17 protein-coding genes and 1 pseudogene are annotated in these 17,205 nt (G+C 63.6%); 8 read left to right on the top strand and 10 right to left on the bottom strand.

Going from position 1 to position 17,205, the window contains the following annotated elements; genetic code table 11:
* Nucleotides 1-281: pseudogene (locus E5W70_RS23710) on the bottom strand (methyltransferase); the annotation flags it as partial.
* Entirely contained in the window at nt 281-505 is a 225-nt protein-coding gene (locus E5W70_RS23705; protein WP_023674082.1) for a DUF2007 domain-containing protein, read from the bottom strand. The gene E5W70_RS23705 and the pseudogene E5W70_RS23710, both read right to left, overlap by 1 nt.
* A 160-nt stretch (nt 506-665) precedes the next feature.
* On the opposite strand from E5W70_RS23705, the gene E5W70_RS23700 reads away from it, so the two are divergent.
* The 4 genes from E5W70_RS23700 (at nt 666) to E5W70_RS23685 (ending at nt 5,741) form a co-directional block, all read left to right on the top strand.
* Nucleotides 666-1,682, top strand: coding sequence for a polyprenyl synthetase family protein (locus tag E5W70_RS23700; RefSeq protein WP_292663011.1), 1,017 nt, complete (start codon nt 666-668; stop codon nt 1,680-1,682).
* A gap of 339 nt (nt 1,683-2,021) precedes the next feature.
* Entirely contained in the window at nt 2,022-3,797 is a 1,776-nt protein-coding gene (locus tag E5W70_RS23695) for a tetratricopeptide repeat protein (protein WP_292663022.1), read from the top strand.
* A 235-nt stretch (nt 3,798-4,032) separates the two neighbouring features.
* Nucleotides 4,033-4,953, top strand: a complete 921-nt coding sequence (locus E5W70_RS23690; RefSeq protein WP_292663020.1) for a glycine--tRNA ligase subunit alpha — start codon at nt 4,033-4,035, stop codon at nt 4,951-4,953.
* A gap of 92 nt (nt 4,954-5,045) precedes the next feature.
* Complete coding sequence (locus E5W70_RS23685) at nt 5,046-5,741, top strand: DUF4328 domain-containing protein (protein WP_292663009.1); 696 nt, start codon at nt 5,046-5,048, stop codon at nt 5,739-5,741.
* Here E5W70_RS23685 and E5W70_RS23680 read toward each other — a convergent pair.
* Complete coding sequence (locus E5W70_RS23680) at nt 5,702-5,884, bottom strand: hypothetical protein (protein WP_292663007.1); 183 nt, start codon at nt 5,882-5,884, stop codon at nt 5,702-5,704. The genes E5W70_RS23685 and E5W70_RS23680 overlap by 40 nt on opposite strands.
* A 238-nt stretch (nt 5,885-6,122) precedes the next feature.
* On the opposite strand from E5W70_RS23680, the gene glyS reads away from it, so the two are divergent.
* Nucleotides 6,123-8,231, top strand: coding sequence for a glycine--tRNA ligase subunit beta (glyS, locus tag E5W70_RS23675; RefSeq protein WP_292663005.1), 2,109 nt, complete (start codon nt 6,123-6,125; stop codon nt 8,229-8,231).
* Between the two features lie 56 nt (nt 8,232-8,287).
* Here the strand turns inward: glyS and E5W70_RS23670 are convergent, their stop codons facing one another.
* From E5W70_RS23670 to E5W70_RS23650, 5 genes are read right to left on the bottom strand one after another with little or no spacing between them, the layout of a single operon-like run.
* Nucleotides 8,288-9,685: an FAD-binding oxidoreductase gene (locus tag E5W70_RS23670; protein ID WP_292663018.1), complete on the bottom strand. Its 1,398-nt coding sequence runs from the start codon at nt 9,683-9,685 to the stop codon at nt 8,288-8,290.
* The gene (locus E5W70_RS23665) at nt 9,685-10,986 is read right to left on the bottom strand and encodes a cytosine deaminase (protein WP_292663016.1); all 1,302 of its coding nucleotides are present in this window, start codon (nt 10,984-10,986) and stop codon (nt 9,685-9,687) included. The genes E5W70_RS23670 and E5W70_RS23665 overlap by 1 nt, the downstream gene beginning before the upstream one ends.
* A gap of 17 nt (nt 10,987-11,003) precedes the next feature.
* Nucleotides 11,004-11,855, bottom strand: coding sequence for an ABC transporter permease (locus E5W70_RS23660; RefSeq protein WP_292663003.1), 852 nt, complete (start codon nt 11,853-11,855; stop codon nt 11,004-11,006).
* On the bottom strand, nt 11,842-12,684 hold the full coding sequence (locus E5W70_RS23655; protein WP_292663001.1) for an ABC transporter ATP-binding protein: 843 nt from the start codon (nt 12,682-12,684) through the stop codon (nt 11,842-11,844). Before E5W70_RS23655 ends, E5W70_RS23660 begins: the two co-directional genes overlap by 14 nt.
* A 3-nt stretch (nt 12,685-12,687) precedes the next feature.
* Nucleotides 12,688-13,692, bottom strand: coding sequence for an ABC transporter substrate-binding protein (locus E5W70_RS23650; RefSeq protein WP_292662999.1), 1,005 nt, complete (start codon nt 13,690-13,692; stop codon nt 12,688-12,690).
* 277 nt (nt 13,693-13,969) lie between these two features.
* Between E5W70_RS23650 and E5W70_RS23645 the strand changes: the two genes are divergently transcribed.
* Complete coding sequence (locus tag E5W70_RS23645; RefSeq protein ID WP_292662997.1) at nt 13,970-14,353, top strand: RidA family protein; 384 nt, start codon at nt 13,970-13,972, stop codon at nt 14,351-14,353.
* 56 nt (nt 14,354-14,409) lie between these two features.
* The gene (locus tag E5W70_RS23640) at nt 14,410-15,213 is read left to right on the top strand and encodes a creatininase family protein (RefSeq protein ID WP_292662995.1); all 804 of its coding nucleotides are present in this window, start codon (nt 14,410-14,412) and stop codon (nt 15,211-15,213) included.
* Here E5W70_RS23640 and E5W70_RS23635 read toward each other — a convergent pair whose 3' ends face one another.
* Both E5W70_RS23635 and cobD read right to left on the bottom strand, forming a co-directional pair.
* Nucleotides 15,214-15,723 (bottom strand): tyrosine phosphatase family protein, encoded by a 510-nt coding sequence (locus tag E5W70_RS23635; protein ID WP_292662992.1) that lies wholly within the window; start codon nt 15,721-15,723, stop codon nt 15,214-15,216. It lies immediately after the preceding gene.
* Nucleotides 15,720-16,778 carry a threonine-phosphate decarboxylase CobD gene (cobD, locus tag E5W70_RS23630; protein ID WP_292662990.1) on the bottom strand — a complete coding sequence of 353 codons (1,059 nt, stop codon included), beginning with the start codon at nt 16,776-16,778 and terminating at the stop codon, nt 15,720-15,722. Before cobD ends, E5W70_RS23635 begins: the two co-directional genes overlap by 4 nt.
* Here cobD and E5W70_RS23625 point away from each other — a divergent pair.
* The coding region (locus E5W70_RS23625; protein WP_292662988.1) for a cobalamin biosynthesis protein at nt 16,777-17,205 on the top strand (429 nt) is incomplete at its 3' end. The genes cobD and E5W70_RS23625 overlap by 2 nt on opposite strands.

Genomic DNA, 17,205 nt, shown 5'->3' with positions numbered 1-17,205 from the left:
GTGGTGGCGAAGGCCGCCATTTCCGGAGAACGCTCGACAAGCACGGCCGCGGCAGCGGGGCAGCGCGACAGTACCGCCAGGCCGGCGGCACCGGCACCCGCGCCAAAGTCGGCAAGCCGCCCGGCGAAGGAGGACGGCACGGCGGCTGCCAGCATCATCGCATCCATGCCGGCGCGGTGGCCTGCCTTTCTCGGCTGCACCAGCCAGAAGCGACCGCGATGGAAGGCATCGACCGTATGAGCCGGCATGTCCGGGACAAGGGCAGCGGGCGACGCGGACATTATTTTTGGCGGATCTCGTTGGCGATGCCGGCATCCGTCAGGATGCGCCGCGCCGCATCGGCCTTGTCGGCATCCACCATGACACGGCGGGGCAGGATGCCGATCGAGCCGTCGAGTACGCTCATGTTCTGGTCAGCGACGAAACAGCCGATACCGGCATCGCGCATCAGCGATTCGACAAACGAAATGATGACGGCGTCGTTGGTGCGGATGAGCTCTATCATCGGATGAAACTCGCAGTTTGCGGCGTTGATGTAAACGTAGGCGTGATCATGTACCAGAGCCGGCGCGCCAATTCGCCTCTTGCCGCGCCGGTGGGTGACACCCTAGAGTCTGTCCAGGGACCATGTTGCCGTCGTGCATATCGAGGTTGGGAGTTTTGCCGTGGGTGTCGTTCTCAACATTGAAAACGGAAAGCGCGAAGCCGCCTCGATAAAGGACCTCATCGACCTGACCGCGGCCGACATGGGGCGCGTCAACAAATTGATCCTGTCGAAGGCCGGCTCCGATGTCGAGATGATCCCGGAGATTGCCAACCATCTGATCTCGTCCGGCGGTAAACGGCTGCGGCCGATGCTGACGCTCGCCGCCGCCCAGATGTTCGGCTATTCCGGTGACGGCCATGTCAAGCTCGCCACATCGGTCGAATTCATGCATACCGCGACACTTCTCCACGACGATGTCGTCGACGAAAGCGGCATGCGGCGCGGCAAGAAGACGGCGCGTATGATCTGGGGCAACCAGGCCAGTGTTCTGGTCGGCGATTTCCTGCTCGGCCAGGCGTTCCGCATGATGGTCGATGTCGGCTCGCTGGAGGCGCTCGACATCCTGTCGAGTGCGGCCTCGGTGATTGCCGAAGGCGAGGTGATGCAGCTGGCCGCCGCCAAAAACCTCGAAACCACCGAGGACGAGCATTTCGCGGTGATCAAGGCCAAGACCGCGGCGCTGTTCTCAGCCGCGGCCGAAGTCGGCCCGGTCATCGCCCAGGCGACGCGCAACGATCGCGCAGCACTCCGCTCCTACGGCATGAATCTCGGCCTTGCCTTCCAGCTGATCGACGATGCGCTGGATTACGGCGGCACCAGCAAGGATCTCGGCAAGAATGTCGGCGACGATTTTCGCGAGGGCAAGGTGACGCTGCCGGTGATCCTCGCCTATCGGCGCGGCACCAAGGCCGAGCGCAGCTTCTGGAAACGCGCCATCGAGGACAATGCCGCCGACGATGCCGGGCTGGAGAAGGCCATCGGCCTGATGCTCCGCCACGGCGCAATTGCCGACACCATCGGGCGCGCCCGCCATTTCGGCGAGATCGCCCGCGACGCGCTGGCGCCGCTCGAGGCGACGCCGCAGAAATCGGCGCTGATCGACGTCATCGATTTCTGCATCAGCCGGGTGAACTGAGAGGCGTCGGCGCCCCCGCGCCTGTTCTCATCCCGCCTTTGCCGGAAGCACCATTGCTGCGAGCAGGCTGACGACGATGCCCGCCGCCGCGAGCCAGAAGGCGACCTGGATCGCTTACGGCATCGGGAAATAGCGCCGCGCAGGCAGCGCCAAAGCGGACGCCACGCGGTCAAGGGTCGCAGTTCGGGCCCTTTCGGCATGGTTTATTAATTGCTTGACCCGATTGTGAATTCGGGCCGGGTTGAAGCCCGACCCCAAAAAGGCCATGCTTTACCTGGAAGGATCGAGTCTACGGCGATCCCGCTGACGCGGAGATGGCGTTTGGCTGAAAGGGATATGATGCGGCAAGGATATGCGCGCTGGCTGACGGGGCTGGCAATCGCGACGGGCATGGCGATCTCGGCTTTGCCGGCCCATGCCAAACAGACCGCCGAGCCGGTCAGGATCACATCCTTCTCGGGAGCCTATCTCGCCGCGCGGATTGCCGAAGGCGACAACGACCTCGACAGCGCCATTTCCTATTACAAGCAGGCGCTCGCCTTCGATCCGAACGATACAGGACTGCAGCAGAGTCTGATGCTGTCGCTGATCGCGCAGGGACGCTTCGACGAATCCCTTGTCTATGCCGACAAGCTCAAGGCGGTTCCCGACGTCGAGCGCTTCTCGCGCCTGGCGCTGGCCATCGATTCCTTCCACAAGAAGGATTTCTCCAAGGCGGAATACTGGCTCAAGCTGTCGCTCGAATCCGATCTCGACCGGCTGATTTCCGGCGTCATGACCGGCTGGGCCAAGCAGGGTGCTGGTGACGCCGGCGAAGCCATGACTTCAATCGACAAGCTGCAGGGCCCGGACTGGTTCGGCCTGTTCAAGTCCTTCCACCGTGCCTTGATTGCAGACGCCTCCGGCTTGCCCGAAAGAGCGGATGCGCTCTACACCGCCACCCTGCAGGACACGGCCGCTGGTGGTGCCGCCCCCGAAACATGGATGCGCAACGCGCAGGCCTACGCCTCTTTCCTCGCCCGCAAAGGCGACAAGGCCAAGGCGCTGTCGGTGCTCGACAAGGCCGAGGCGTTTGCGCCCGGCAAGGTCGAGATTGCAGCCCTTCGCGACAAGATCAACAAGGGCGAAAAGATCGAACCATTCGTTGCCGGTCCGTCGGACGGCGCCTCGGAAATCCTGCTTGATCTCGCCACCGCGCTCAACCGTGGCGGCGGCGAGCCGTTCGTGCGGCTTTATCTGCAATATGCGCTGGCGCTGCGGCCCGACAATGACGCCGCGCTCGTTCAGCTCGCCGCCGTTGCCGAGCAGTTGAAGGACGGCGAAGGCGCCATCGCGCTCTATCGCCGCATCCCCGCCAATTCGCCGCTGAAGGAGCTTTCTGACCTGCAGCTTGGGCTCAACCTTGCCGATCTAGACCGCAACGATGAGGCGATCGCTCACCTCAAGGCAATCGTCGATGCGCATCCCGACGACATGCGCGCCTATCTGGCACTCGGCGGCGTCTATTCCTCGAAGGAGGATTTCCGCTCCGCCGCCAATCTTTACGACAAGGCGGTCGAGGTGCTGAAGACGCCGACCGCCGCCAACTGGAACATCTTCTACCAGCGCGGCATCGCCTATGAGCGGCTGAAGGAATGGCCGAAGGCCGAGCCGAATTTCCGCAAGGCGCTGGAGCTCTACCCCGACCAGCCGCAGGTTCTGAACTATCTTGGCTATTCCTGGGTCGACAAGAACATGAACCTCGAGGAAGGCCTCGCGATGATCCAGAAGGCGGTCGACCTGAGGCCGAGCGACGGCTACATCGTCGACTCGCTGGGCTGGGCCTATTACCGTCTTGGCCAATTCGACGACGCAGTGCGCGAAATGGAACGCGCCGTTTCGTTGAAGCCGGAGGATCCGGTGCTCAACGATCATCTCGGCGATGCCTACTGGCGCGTCGGACGCAAGCTGGAAGCCACCTTCCAGTGGAATCAGGCCCGCGACCTGAAGCCGGACCCGGACGTGCTTTCCGCCTTACAGCAAAAGCTGATGAAGGGCCTGCCGCCGATCGAATCCAACACGGCGCAGGAAACCCCCAAGGTGAAGCCCGAGCCGGCGCCCGCCCCGAAGGGGTGACGGGCGCCGCCCTTTTTTCCTTCTCCCCTTGTGGGAGAAGGTGGATTGGCGCGTAGCGCCAAGACGGTTGAGGGGTGCTGGAAGAAATGATGCGTTGAGGTTCCCTGGAACACCCCTCATCCGACCGAGCTGCGCTCGGCCGTGCCGCCCCTTTGCCTTGACGCTCGGAGGCGGGGCATCTACGAGGTGCCGCATCCCTCCGGAGGCCGCCGTGACCGTTGATATCCCTGCCCACATGCATCCCAGCCGCTCGTTCCAGGGGCTGATCCTGACCTTGCATAATTACTGGGCGGACTATGGCTGCGTCGTCCTCCAGCCTTACGACATGGAAGTCGGCGCCGGCACGTTCCATCCGGCCACGACATTGCGCGCGCTCGGCCCAAAACGCTGGAACGCGGCCTATGTCCAGCCCTCGCGCCGCCCCAAGGACGGCCGCTATGGCGAGAACCCGAACCGGCTGCAGCACTATTACCAATACCAGGTGATCCTGAAGCCCAATCCGCCCAATCTGCAGGAGCTTTACCTCGGCTCGCTGGCCGCGATCGGCATCGATCCGCTGCTGCACGACATCCGCTTCGTCGAGGACGACTGGGAAAGCCCGACCCTGGGCGCGTGGGGGCTGGGCTGGGAATGCTGGTGCGACGGCATGGAGGTGTCGCAGTTCACCTATTTCCAGCAGGTCTGCGGCATCGAATGCGCACCGGTGGCGGGTGAGCTCACTTACGGGCTGGAACGGCTGGCCATGTATGTGCAGGGCGTCGACAACGTCTACGACCTCAACTTCAACGGCCGCGAAGGCGCCGACAAGGTGACCTATGGCGACGTCTTCCTGCAGGCCGAGCAGGAATATTCGCGCCACAATTTCGAATTCGCCAACACCGCGATGCTGCTGCGCCATTTCGAAGACGCCGAGGCCGAGTGCAAGGCGCTGCTGGAAGCCGGCGCGCCGGCATCGAACGACAATCTGGCGATGCACAGGATGGTCTTCCCTGCCTACGACCAGTGCATCAAGGCCAGCCATGTCTTCAACCTGCTCGACGCCCGCGGCGTCATTTCGGTCACTGAGCGCCAGGGCTACATCTTGCGGGTGCGCAATCTGGCCAAGGCCTGTGGCGAGGCGTTTCTGCTGACGCAGGCGGGTGGAATGGCGGCTTAGCTGCGGCTTGGCGGACAAACCGCAGCTACTTGAGTATTCGCCTTTTCGCGCCTAGGTTGTCGCTCGCTTGGTAAGCACGCGAGGGGGGCAATGTGAATATTTTCAGGGATTTTTCAGTTAACACCACTTGGGTAACACGGCTGCTCTGGGCCGGCATCCTGGTCGATACGATTGCAGTGCTCTCCGGCCTGTCCGAGCTTTGGCTGCTCAGCGACATCGAGAGCGGCGGCTACGATTACGATGTTGCAGCAGCCGCCGATTGGAACGATACGATGCAAGGGGCGATCGGCGTCGTTCAACTTGTTCTATGGCTGGCTCAGGCAGTCATCATTCTCGCCTGGATCAGGCTTGCCAACAAAAATGTCAGGCTGCTCGGCGCTAGGGACATGGAATTCACGCCCGGCTGGGCGATCGGCTGGTACTTCATCCCGATCGCCAACCTGTGGAAGCCCTATCAAGCGATGTCAGAGATTTGGCGGGCGAGCAGCGGATCGCCCGACTGGAAATCCCGCGAAACATCAGGATCGCTGCCGGGCTGGTGGTTTGCCTGGCTGGCAGCCAACGTACTGGGGCGGCTGTCCTTCAAGCTTACCATGAAAGCGCAGGAGATTCCTGAATTGAAGAACGCGGCAATTGCGACCATTGCCGCCGATGTCGCCAGCGTCGTGCTTTGCATCCTGTTCCTGGAGATCGTGAAGGAGATTCATCGCCGGCAGAGCGCCTGGCAGGCAGCGCCCGCCCCGAAGCCTCAGCACAGCGCCGGCCTGGCTGCTAGCGACACCGTGTAGATCGCCAGCGCGCCCTGACCGCTTGCACCGGCCATTGTCCGCAGCGCTTGCCGAACACCAGGCATCGAGAACGTGCCATGGGCCTGCGCTGTAAAACAGGCGCTGAGCGCGAGGATCTGCAGGAATGTCGATGCCGTTTTCATGCTCGTCCAGCCAATAGCTCTCTGCCTGAGCGTTGGTCGCTTCAGCGTTGCGTTCGGTTCATGGAAATCTTTGATCCAAGGACGGGCGGACCGGCTCGTGTCCGACAGGCGGCTGAATTTTTTCGGAAATCGCCGTTGGACGCCTGATCTTGCAGGGCCGATCTTGCAGGCAAGGGTGACAGCGGCCAGCCGAGTTGCTATGCCCCGCCCGGACCATTTTGCCGCGTGAGCACAATCAATGCCCGACCTGCTTTTAGAACTCCGTTCGGAAGAGATTCCTGCTCGTATGCAGAGGAAAGCTGCCGGCGACCTGAAGAAGCTGCTGACCGACGGTCTGGTCGAAGCCGGGCTGACCTATGAGGCGGCGCGCGAATATTGGACGCCGTGCCGGTTGACGCTCGACCTTCGCGGCCTGACCGCGCGCTCGAAGGACATCAGCGAGGAGATCAAGGGCCCCTCGACCAAGGCGCCCGAGCAGGCGGTGCAAGGTTTTCTGCGCAAGGCCGGCCTTGCCTCGATTGCCGAGGCGCATGTTCATTCCGATCCGAGGAAGGGCGACTTCTACGTCGCCCATATATCCAGGCCGGGCAGGGCGGCGGAGCAGATCATCGCCGAGCTGGTGCCGGGCATCATCCGCAACTTCCCCTGGCCGAAATCCATGCGCTGGGGGCCGGCTTCGGCCAAGCCCGGCTCGCTGCGCTGGGTGCGGCCGCTGCAATCGATCCTGTGCACCTTCGGCCCCGAAACCGAGGAGCCGGTGGTGGTCGATTTCGAGATCGACGGCATCCGCTCCGGCAACGTCACCTACGGCCACCGTTTTCATGCGCGGGGCGCCATCACGGTGCGTCGCTTCGACGATTATGTCGCCAAGCTTGAGGCGGCCAAGGTCGTGCTCGATGCGGACAGGCGCAAGGAGATCATTCTTGCCGATGCCAGGAATCTCGCCTTCGCCAGCGGGCTCGACCTCGTCGAGGACGAGGGGCTGCTGGAGGAAGTATCGGGCCTTGTCGAATGGCCCGTCGTGCTGATGGGCGAATTCGAGCAGGATTTTCTGGCCATACCGGCCGAGGTGATCAGGCTCACCATCCGCGCCAACCAGAAGTGTTTCGTGACGCGGCCGCATGGCGCGGGCGAAGAGCTCTCCAACCGTTTCATCCTGACCGCCAATATCGAGGCCAAGGATGGCGGCAAGGAGATCGCCCATGGCAACGGCAAGGTGGTGCGCGCCCGCCTGTCCGACGCGCTCTATTTCTGGAAGACCGACCAGGGCGACCTGCCGGATCTCGACCAGCTGCAGGCATCGGCGCAAAAGTTCGGACTCGAGCTCAAAAAGCCGCTCGACCAGCGCATGGCCCGCCTCGACCATCTCAATGTGACGTTTCATGCCAAGCTCGGTACGCAAGGCGAGCGGGTGGAGCGGATTGCCAGGTTGGCGGAAGAACTGGCGCCGATCGTGGCGGGTTCAATCTCCCCCTCGAGAGGGGAGATTACGCTCGCGCGCCGCGCTGCCGTCCTCGCCAAGGCTGACCTCACCACCGAAGTGGTTGGCGAGTTTCCCGAGCTGCAAGGCGCCATGGGCCGCAAATACGCGCTGCTTCAGGGAGAGCATCCCTCCGTTGCCGCCGCAATCGAGGAACACTACAAGCCGCAGGGACCGTCAGATCGTGTTCCCACCGATCCGGTTTCGATCGCAGTAGCGCTTGCCGACAAGCTGGATACGCTGGTTGGATTCTGGGCGATTGATGAAAGGCCGACCGGATCGAAGGACCCCTATGCGCTGAGAAGAGCGGCGCTGGGGGTGGTCAGGATTTTGGTCGAGAATGGGGTAAGGCTGCCGCTCCAGCGTCAGTTTTTAAACGCGCTGTTCGGGCTTACCTACAATGGCGGCAATCGGTTTTCGGTGGTCTGGCGAGCGGATGACGGGGGCGATTTCACTACTGGTGTTGGATCAGCCGATGATTTGATCAGTGAACGAGCAGGTTCGCTGTCCTCGGAGGTACGCGGCATCGAACTACCGGACCATTCCGCGGCTGAGATCATTGCCGATCTCCTCGCCTTCTTCCACGATCGCCTAAAAGTCTATCTCCGCGACCAGGGTGCGCGGCATGATCTGATCGACGCGGTGCTGGCGGCGGGTTCGCGCCCGATCTCCCCCCTCGTGGGGGAGATGTCGGCGCAGCCGACAGAGGGGGGCGCTGTCCCGCCGACCTCTCGGCGCGAGGCACCCCCCTCTGCCCTGCCGGGCATCTCCCCCTCAAGGGGGGAGATTGGCCGTCACCGTCGCTTTCGCCAGTTGACGACGTTGGAAGATGGTCGAGACGATGGAACTGCCAATCTCCCCCCTTGAGGGGGAGATGGCCGGCAGGCCAGAGGGGGGTACAGCGCCATACGCCCGTCATCGTCTCAACCCGTCTTCTCCAGCCCCTTGAACAGAAACGACTTGCCGGAGCGATAATCATAGTCCGGGTTTTCCCAGGCGATCATCTTGCCCGGATTGAGCAGCCCTTGCGGGTCGGTTTCGCGTTTGAAGGCGAGCTGCACCTCGTCGGTGCGCTTCATGCCGCCTTCTTCCAGCGTGTAGCGGTGCGGGTTGAAGATCCAGCAGCCATTGTCTTCGTGGATGCGAATGATCTCGTCGAGCCGCTCCGCCGTGGTGAAGCGGACCAGCGGCAGCCCGGCGATGCCGATGGCTCCGTCGAAGCGGATAAATTCAAGATGCGCCGGCACCTCGTCGCCGAAGCGTTCGACCATCGCCTTGACGTGACCAAGGTGGTCCGGCGACGGATAGCGGGTCTGCAGGTAGGTGATCGTCGGATCGACCCGGATGGCGCGCAACGTGGTGTGATTCCAGGTCAGCTCATAGGCCGGCGGCAGCCCTTTGAGATCGGCCTCCTTGTCGGCACGAAAGACGATCTCGCCCTTGCTGCGCGCCGTGAAGGCTAGGAAGGCATCCATCGCATGCGGTGCGATCATCAGGACGACGATGCTTTGGCCGCGCCGGAAAAACCGCTGGTGGCGCTTGAAATAATCGTAAGGGATGGGTGCTGCGATCGGCGTTATCAGCTTCGCCAGTATGCCGTCCTGGATGGCCAGATCGTTGCCGAAGCCGGCCGCATCCATGAAGTCGTCGAAGCCGACGATGACGTCGATCCAGTCATAGCTGGCGGTCAGCGGCATCTCGACTTCGGTGATGATGCCGTTGGTGCCGTAGGCGTGCATGACCTTCAGCACGTCCTCGCCGGTGAGTTCCATCACTCGCGGCTGTGCCTCCATCGTCACCGTCCTCAGCCGGATGACGTTGCCGAGGTCGCGCAGTCCGCCCCAGCGGATCGAGCCGATACCGCCGGAGCCGCCGGCGACGAACCCGCCGATCGATGCGGTGTTGTAAGTCGACGGTGACATGCGGAGCTCCTGGCCGGAATGCGCCCGCGTCGCCTTGTCGATGTCGGCGAGCACGGCGCCGGGGCCGGTGACGACACGGCCCGGCGCGATCGTCTTGACCGCGTTCATCTCGGCGAGATTGAGCACCACGCCGCCGGATAGGGGCATCGCCTGCCCGTAATTGCCGGTGCCGCTGCCGCGCGGCGTTACCGGCACGCCATGCCGGTGGCAGGCGGCGAGAATGCGGACGACCTCGTCTTCGGTTTTCGGCGTCACGATCAGGTCACCGGTGACGTGCTCGAGCTGCTGCTTCAGCACCGGGCTGTACCAATAGAAGTCGCGGCTCTTCTGCTGGACGATCGCCGGATGGTCGTCGACCTTGAGGCCGTCCAGGTCGCGCTTGAGCGCCGCAATATCCATCATTCCACCATCAGATCATCGAGTTCGGCATAATCGGGCAGCTGGCGCTCGATCGCATGCCCGTCGCGCACGACGATGCGATCCGATTCGGGCCGCGACAGCAATTCCGTCCAGCTTCGCCCCCTGAAGACGACGAAATCGGCCGTCCCTCCGGCGGCAAGCGTGCCGAAACCATCGAGCCGCATCACCTTGGCCGGCGTCGCGGTGACAGCTTGCGGCCAGTCGCCAACGGGATGGTCTAGATGCAGGATGCGCGTCGCCATGCGGTAGACCTCCAGCATGTCGAGATCGCCATAGGCGTAGAACGGGTCGCGCGTATTGTCGGAAGCGACGGCGACGGCAATGCCGCGCGCCTTCATCTCGTGCAGCAGCGTCACCCCGCGCCAGCGCGGCGTGGTGTTGTCGCCGCGCCGGTCCTGCAGGTAGAGATTGCACATCGGCAGCGACACCACCGCCAAGCCGGCCTTGGCGACCTTGTCCAGCGTGTCGAGCACGTCGAGGTCGGGCTGGCGCGCCAGCGAGCAGCAATGGCCGACCAGGATGTTTCCATCAAAACCGTTCCAAAGGGCTGCCTCGGCAATCTTCTTCAGCGAGATCGCCGCGACATCGTCGGTCTCGTCGGCATGGAAATCGAGGTCGAGGCCGTGCTTGATCGCCTGCGCGAACACCTGGTCGAGCAGTTCTTCGAGATCTGGCACCATGTAAGTAACGACGCCGAGCACGCCCTTGGCCGCAGCCACCCGCTTGGCCAGCCTCTCGAACCATTTCCTGTCGCGCACGCCCTCGATGCCGAGTAGGCAGGCCGCCTGCAGCTCGATGCGGCCGCGCCATTTTTCCCGCATCGTCTCGAACACCGGCCAGGAGATCTCTTCCTGCGGCGCAACGCTGTCGAGATGCGTGCGCAGCGCCCTGGTGCCGTGCGCATAGGCCGAGCGCAGCGAAAAATCCATGCGGCGGGCAACGTCGTCGGCGCTCCAGCGCGCCGCCCGGTCGGCGCCGGTCGCATTCAGCGCGCCCATGAAGGTGCCGTCCGGGTTGGGCTTTCGAGGCCAGATATGACCCTTGTCGATATGGGTGTGGCAATCGACGAAGCAGGGCAGCACGATTCGGCCGGCGAGGTCGATTGCGTCTGCCGGTGCATTGGATCGGCTATGTCCGACAATATTGGAGATTCTGCCGTCTGCGACGGCGATATCGGCAAGCGCAAATCCGTCGGCGTCGAAGCCTCCAGCAAGGCCCGGCGTCAGCGACGCGTGAAGCCGGACATTGGAAAGATGGTAGGAACCAGAAGCTGGTATCAAGGCGGCGCTGCCCTCCATCACCGCTCCTGCCTCAGTGCGCTCTCGTGCCAGCGCCGCAAAATGAGATGCGAAATCAGCGACAGCACCAGGAAGATCAGGATGCCGGTGAGCGAGATCAGGATCAGCGCCGCGAACAGCCTCGGCGCGTTGAGCCGGTAGCCGGCCTCGATTATGCGCGAGGCGAGGCCGGACGACTGGCCGGTGGCGCCGGCGACGAACTCGGCCACCACCGCGCCGATCAGCGACAAGCCGCCGGCGATCTTCAGCCCGCCGAGGAAATAAGGCATCGCCGCCGGCAGCCGCAGATAGCGCAGTTGCTGCCAGCGGGTGGCGCCGTTGAGCTTGAACAAATCGCGCAGATTGCGGTCGACGGAATTGAGGCCGAGCGTGGTGTTGGACAGGATTGGGAAGAAGGCGACGATCCAGGCGCAAAGCAAAAGCTTCGTCGTCTGGTTGTCGACATAGATGTTGATCAGCGGAAAGATCGCGACGATCGGCGTCACCTGCAGCACGATGGCAAAGGGAAAGAACGACATCTCCACCCATTTCGACTGAGCGAACAGCACTGCCAGCCCGACGCCGCCGACCACGGCGAGGAGCAGGCTGAGGAAGGTGATCCGAAGCGTCACCAGCAGCGAGGAGAACAGCAGCCCGGCATCGTCATGCAGCGTCTGCAGCACCACGCCGGGACGCGGCAGGATGTATTTCGGGATGTCGTTCCAGACGCAGACGCGGTCCCACAGCCAGATCGCCAGGATCATGATCGCCAGCGGCAGCAGCCATCTGCCGATGCGCTCGAAGCGCTCCTGGCGAACGCGACGCGCCTCCTCCGGGTCGAGCGCCAGGATTTGTTCTTCAATGGCCGTCATGATGCGGCCCGGCTGTTGAGTTGATGGCGCCGATCAGCACGTCGGATGCCTGGCGGCAAAGCGCGGCATAGTCGGGCGAGGTGCGAAACGCCTCGTCGCGCGGATAGGGCGCGTCGACGGCAAGCTCGGCGAACACCCGGCCCGGCCGCGCCGCCATGACGACGACGCGATTGGAGAGGAATACGCTTTCGAAGACGCTGTGGGTGACGAAAACAACGGTAAAACGCTCATCCTGCCATAGCTCGAGAAGGTCGTTGTTGAGCTTGAAGCGGGTGATCTCGTCGAGTGCCGCGAACGGCTCGTCCATCAACAGAATCCGCGGTTTGGTCACCATGGCCCGGGCAATCGAGACGCGCATCTTCATGCCGCCTGACAATTCGCGCGGCACGGCATTCTCGAAGCCGGTCAGGTGAACCCGCGCCAGCATCTCCATCACCGCCGGCGCCGCCTTGGCTCGCGACACGCCCTTCAGCCGCAGCGGCAGCCAGACATTGTCGAAGACGTCGGCCCAGGGCAGCAGCGTCGGCTCCTGGAAGACGAAGCCGATATTCGAACGGTCGCCAATATTCGAACGACCGAGGGCGCCGCTGCCGCGCCAGTCGAGCACGCCCGAGGTCGGCGTCGACAGGCCGGCAATCAGCCGCAGCGCCGTCGATTTGCCGCAGCCCGACGGTCCGAGCAGGCTGAGGAAATCGCCTTCCCGGATCGTCAGCTCGACATTGCTGAGCGCGGTGACGCCGTTGGAAAACACCTTGCCGACGCCACGCAGCGCCAACAGCGTCGGCCCCGGTACACTTCCTGGCTGTTGCGCCACTTTCTCCAGCTTCACGGCCTACTTCTTCAGGTCGAGCCCGACGCTCTTGTTGACGAAGGAAAGCGTGTAGGCCTTCTTGATGTCGACGCCCGCCGGCGCGACCTTGGCCTTGACCATCTTGTCGTAGAAACTCTGGATGCGTGCGTCGGTCATGGCGCCGATGCCGAGCTTTTCGCTGTCGCCGGAATCGACCACGCCGAACTTCTTCAGCTGCTCGATCGAGAAGGCGATCTGCTCATCCGTCATGTCCGGATTTTCCTTCTTGATCATCTCGTTAGCGGCCTTGTTGTCGCCGTAGAGATAATTGTACCAGCCCTTGGCCGAGCCATCGACGAAGCACTGGACCACTTCGGGCCGCTTGTCGATCGTCTCCTGCATGGTCTCGACCGTCGTTGCATATGTGTCCCAGCCATAGTCGGCCAGCAGGAACTGGTTCGGCGTGAAACCGCCCTGCTTCTGGACGGCGAATGGCTCCGAGGTGACGTAACCCTGCTGGATCGACTTCTTGTTGGCGATGAACGGCGCCGGGTTGAAGGTGTATGGCACGCGTTTGGCGGCATCGAAGCCGAGGTCGGTGACCATCCACTGGAAGAAGGTCTGGGCACCTTCGTCGCCGAGGATGTACTGGTCGGCGTTCTTCAGGTCTTCCCATTTGTCCAGCCCCTGCCCGGGATGGGACATGATGACCTGCGGGTCCTTCTGGAAGTCCGCGGCCACGACGCGCATCGGTATGCCCTGCTGCACGGCATCGAAGGCCGACAGCAGATTGCCGCCCATGTAGAAATCGATCTTGCCGGCCAGCAGCAGCGGCCGGCCGCTGACCTGTGGGCCGCCCTGCATGATCGTCACGTCGATGCCGCAGGCGGCATAGGTACCATCCACCACGGCCTGGTAGTAGCCGCCATGCTCCGGCTCGGCCAGCCAGTTGGTGCCGAAGGTGACTTTTTCGTTCGCTGCCGCGGCAAGCGTACCTGCGCCAAACAGCATGATCGCGCCCGCCGAAATCTTGAGTCTTCCGTACATCCACACCACCCTTTGTTCGCTCCGGCGCATCACGCGCCGGGCTAGACACCATTGTTTCAAGAAGCAAGACACATGCCACCGGCGCGTTGCGTCGGGACCGCCCGCTTGTGCAATGCCCGCCTGTGCAATGGCGGCGCGAAGGCCGGACGGGTCATGCTGTACGAAAGGCATCGTGCCTATTTTTTGATCGCCTGTCCACAATCGCCCTCGTGACATGCACCGCCATCTTGATGCCCGCCTACATCCAGCTTTACGCTGCCGAGAACCGGAGATTGCCATGTTCAAATTTCTCACGCCGAAGTCGATTAAGCCGCCCTTCGCCCGCTACAGCCACGGTGTCGAGCTGCCGCCCGGCAAGCGGCTGGTGCTGTGTTCGGGCCAGGTCGCCATCACAGCGGACGACCAGATCCCCGAGGAGCCCGGCGCACAGGCCGAGCTCTGTTTCCAGAACATAGCGGCGATTCTCGGCGAGGCCGGGCTCGGCCTGTCCGACATCGTCCGCATCAACGCCTACGTCACCGACCGCGCGTTCCTGCGGCCCTATATGGAGGTTCGCGACCGGCTGTTCGCCAGTCCGGCGCCGGCCTCGACGCTGATGATCGTGTCCGGCTTTGCCCGGCCGGAATTCAAGGTCGAGATCGAGGTCATTGCGGCGGGATGATCGACAGCCGATCGTTCCCGCGGTAGGTCTGGGCTTGTCGGTTCAAGAGGCATGACATGACCGCTGAAAAAAAACGCGTATGGTGGGGTGACTACCGGACCACCGAATACGCGACCATCGATCCGGAGGCGACCATTGCCGTGCTGCCGCTGGCAGCGATCGAACAGCACGGGCCCCATCTGCCGGTTTCGACCGACACCTCGATCATGAACGGCATGCTCGACACGGTGATCGCCCGCCTGCCCGGCGATCTCGACATCCGCATCCTGCCGGTGCAGGCGATAGGCAAGTCGAACGAGCATTTGCATGCGCCCGGCACCCTCACCCTGCCGGCGACGACCTTGGTCGAAGCATGGACCGAACTCGGCCTGTCGGTCGCGCGCGCCGGCATCCGAAAACTGGTCGTCGTCAACTCGCATGGCGGCAATGAGGAGATCATGGGCATTATCACCCGCGAATTGCGCGTGCGGGCAAAGATGCTGGCGGTAAAGACCAGCTGGCAGCGTTTTGGCCGGCCGGCCGGCATGTACACCGAGCTCGAAGACCGCCACGGCATCCATGGCGGCGACGTCGAGACCTCGCTGATGCTGCATTTCCGGCCTGACCTCGTCGACATGGCCAAGGCCGATAATTTCGTGTCCAAGGTTGCCCGTGCCGAAAAGGAATTTTCGCTGGTGCGCCAAACCGGAACGCACGCCTTCGCCTGGATCGCCAGCGATCTCAACCCGAACGGCGTGGTTGGTAACGCCAGCATTGCCACCGCCGAAAAAGGCCGGCTCACCGCCGAGCATCAGGCCGACGGCTTCATCGGCCTGCTGAGGGACGTGCGCAAGGCAAAGCTGGCGGATTGGCTGACGTAATCAAGCGTCGATCCGCAGCGCAAAAGGCGTGCCCTCAAACGCTTCGGCACCGCGCCCGATCGCCTCGATGGCGCGGCTCATGCGGCCGTTGCGCTCGAGCAGTGCGTCGGCGATGGCAATCAGCCGCGGATTGGGCGTCGCCGTGGGCGACAGCGCGCGCAGCGTCTCGGCCAGTTCGGCCTCGTCGCGCTTCGGCGCCAGCGCTGCCGCGATGATGTAGGCCGAGGCAGTCGAGCGGCTGATGCCGGCATAGCAATGCACCACCAGCGGCCGCGAGCGGTCCCATTGGCGCGCGAAATCGAGCAGGTTCAAGACATGCTCCTCGCCCGGCATGGTCATGCCCTCCTGCGCTATCGCAATGTCGTGCATGACCAGATGCAGATGGTTTTCCCTGGTGATCGAGGCCGGCCGCATCACCTCCGTGCCGGCGGCAAGCAGCGAAAGCAGCCGCTCGGCCCCGGTCTTCGTTACCGTTTCCTCGACTTTGGACAGCGAGCAGACGTGGATCATTGGATCGTTTCTCCCTTGGCATCATCGTCGCGCCCGGAGGCCCAGCCGGCAAGTGCGGATTCGAGCCGCCGCCATTCTTCGTCGGCTCCCGGCAGGCCGGCGCGCAGCACATCCGGACGGTCGGCGAAATGCCGAAGCAGGATGCCGCGCTGGCCGAGCACCGAAAACAGGCCGGCGGCGTCCGCCAGCCTGATATAGCGGAACAGCGAGGTGCCACCGGCGACAGGCACGCCGAAGCGGCCGAACAGCGTATCGAGCCGTGCGGCATCCTCGGCCAGACGGCGCCGCATCCCGGCCTGCCAGCCGGTATCGGCAAGCGCCCTTATGCCATATTCGAGCGCCGGCCCGGCAACCGCCCATGGCCCGAATTGCGCCTCCAGCCGCTCGACCGTCAGCGCATCGGCCAGTGCAAAGCCAAGCCGCAGGCCGGCCAGGCCGAAGAACTTGCCGAACGAGCGCAGCACGACGATGCCGCCCTGGTCGACGTCGCCGGCCAGGCTTTCGCTGCGCGGGCCGACATCCATGAAGGCCTCGTCGACCACCAGCAGCCCGCCTCCGGCGCGCAATTTTGCGGCAAGTCGAAGCAATCTTTCGCGCTCGACGACGCGCCCGTCCGGGTTGTTGGGATTGACGACGACGGCAAGGTCGGCCGCTGCCAAGGCTTCGAAATCATCGACTTCAGCCGCCGCATGGCCGGCGATCGCCGCTGCCCGCCGATGCTCGGCATAAGTCGGCCCGAGCACCAGCGCCTTGCCCGGGCTGACCAGCGAAGCGACGCGCGGCAACAGGATCTGCGTGCCGGGCGCAGCCGCGACGTTCGCCGCCGACGGCGCGCCATAGGCGCTTGCCGCGACTTCGGCCAATTCACGGGCACGCGCTGCTTCCGGCAATCGCGAGAGGGCGGTGGCGGGCAAATCGAAAAGCGGGTAGGAGTGCGGATTGATCCCGGTCGAGAGGTCGACGAAAGGCAGCGGCGCGTGAGGGAAAAGCGCCCTCGCCCGGCCAAGGCTTCCGCCGTGGTCCACTGCCGCCGTCACTCCATCAAGAGACTTCATGTCGATCCTGATCACTTTCCTGTCGCTGGCCATCGAACTTGTACTCGGCTACCCGGCCTGGCTCTTCGATGCCATTGGCCATCCCGTCACCTGGTTCGGCAGGCTGATATCCTTTCTCGACCGCAGGCTCAACCGCGCCACTGATTCCGACGCCGACCGTCGCCGCTGGGGCGTCGTCGCGCTGCTGGTGATCGTGGTGGTGCCGGCCGCCGTCGCCCTCTGGCTCGAAACCTTGCTTTGGAGCATTCCCCTCGGCTTGTTGGTCACCGCAATCCTGGCGACGTCGTTGCTGTCGCAGAAGAGCCTGGCCGAGCATGTCGAAGCGGTGGCGGACGCGCTCGACAGCGGCGGACTGGACATGGGCCGCATCGCCGTCTCGCGGATCGTCGGCCGCGACCCGGAAAAGCTCGACAGGGCCGCTGTCTGT

It is taken from the genome of Mesorhizobium sp. (genome assembly GCF_005063415.1).
Classification (GTDB): Bacteria; Pseudomonadota; Alphaproteobacteria; order Rhizobiales; family Rhizobiaceae; genus Mesorhizobium.
This window is presented reverse-complemented; position numbering and strand designations above follow the sequence as displayed.

Excerpts from the sequence above, each read along its gene's own strand:
- E5W70_RS23680 (WP_292663007.1), bottom strand. The coding sequence starts at position 5,884 with ATGAAAACGGCATCGACATTCCTGCAGATCCTCGCGCTCAGCGCCTGT.
- E5W70_RS23705 (WP_023674082.1), bottom strand. The coding sequence starts at position 505 with ATGATAGAGCTCATCCGCACCAACGACGCCGTCATCATTTCGTTTGTC.
- glyS (WP_292663005.1), top strand. The coding sequence starts at position 6,123 with ATGCCCGACCTGCTTTTAGAACTCCGTTCGGAAGAGATTCCTGCTCGT.
- E5W70_RS23635 (WP_292662992.1), bottom strand. The coding sequence starts at position 15,723 with ATGATCCACGTCTGCTCGCTGTCCAAAGTCGAGGAAACGGTAACGAAG.
- E5W70_RS23650 (WP_292662999.1), bottom strand. The coding sequence starts at position 13,692 with ATGTACGGAAGACTCAAGATTTCGGCGGGCGCGATCATGCTGTTTGGC.
- E5W70_RS23645 (WP_292662997.1), top strand. The coding sequence starts at position 13,970 with ATGTTCAAATTTCTCACGCCGAAGTCGATTAAGCCGCCCTTCGCCCGC.
- E5W70_RS23695 (WP_292663022.1), top strand. The coding sequence starts at position 2,022 with ATGCGGCAAGGATATGCGCGCTGGCTGACGGGGCTGGCAATCGCGACG.
- E5W70_RS23690 (WP_292663020.1), top strand. The coding sequence starts at position 4,033 with ATGCATCCCAGCCGCTCGTTCCAGGGGCTGATCCTGACCTTGCATAAT.
- E5W70_RS23660 (WP_292663003.1), bottom strand. The coding sequence starts at position 11,855 with ATGACGGCCATTGAAGAACAAATCCTGGCGCTCGACCCGGAGGAGGCG.
- E5W70_RS23670 (WP_292663018.1), bottom strand. The coding sequence starts at position 9,685 with ATGGATATTGCGGCGCTCAAGCGCGACCTGGACGGCCTCAAGGTCGAC.
- E5W70_RS23640 (WP_292662995.1), top strand. The coding sequence starts at position 14,410 with ATGACCGCTGAAAAAAAACGCGTATGGTGGGGTGACTACCGGACCACC.
- cobD (WP_292662990.1), bottom strand. The coding sequence starts at position 16,778 with ATGAAGTCTCTTGATGGAGTGACGGCGGCAGTGGACCACGGCGGAAGC.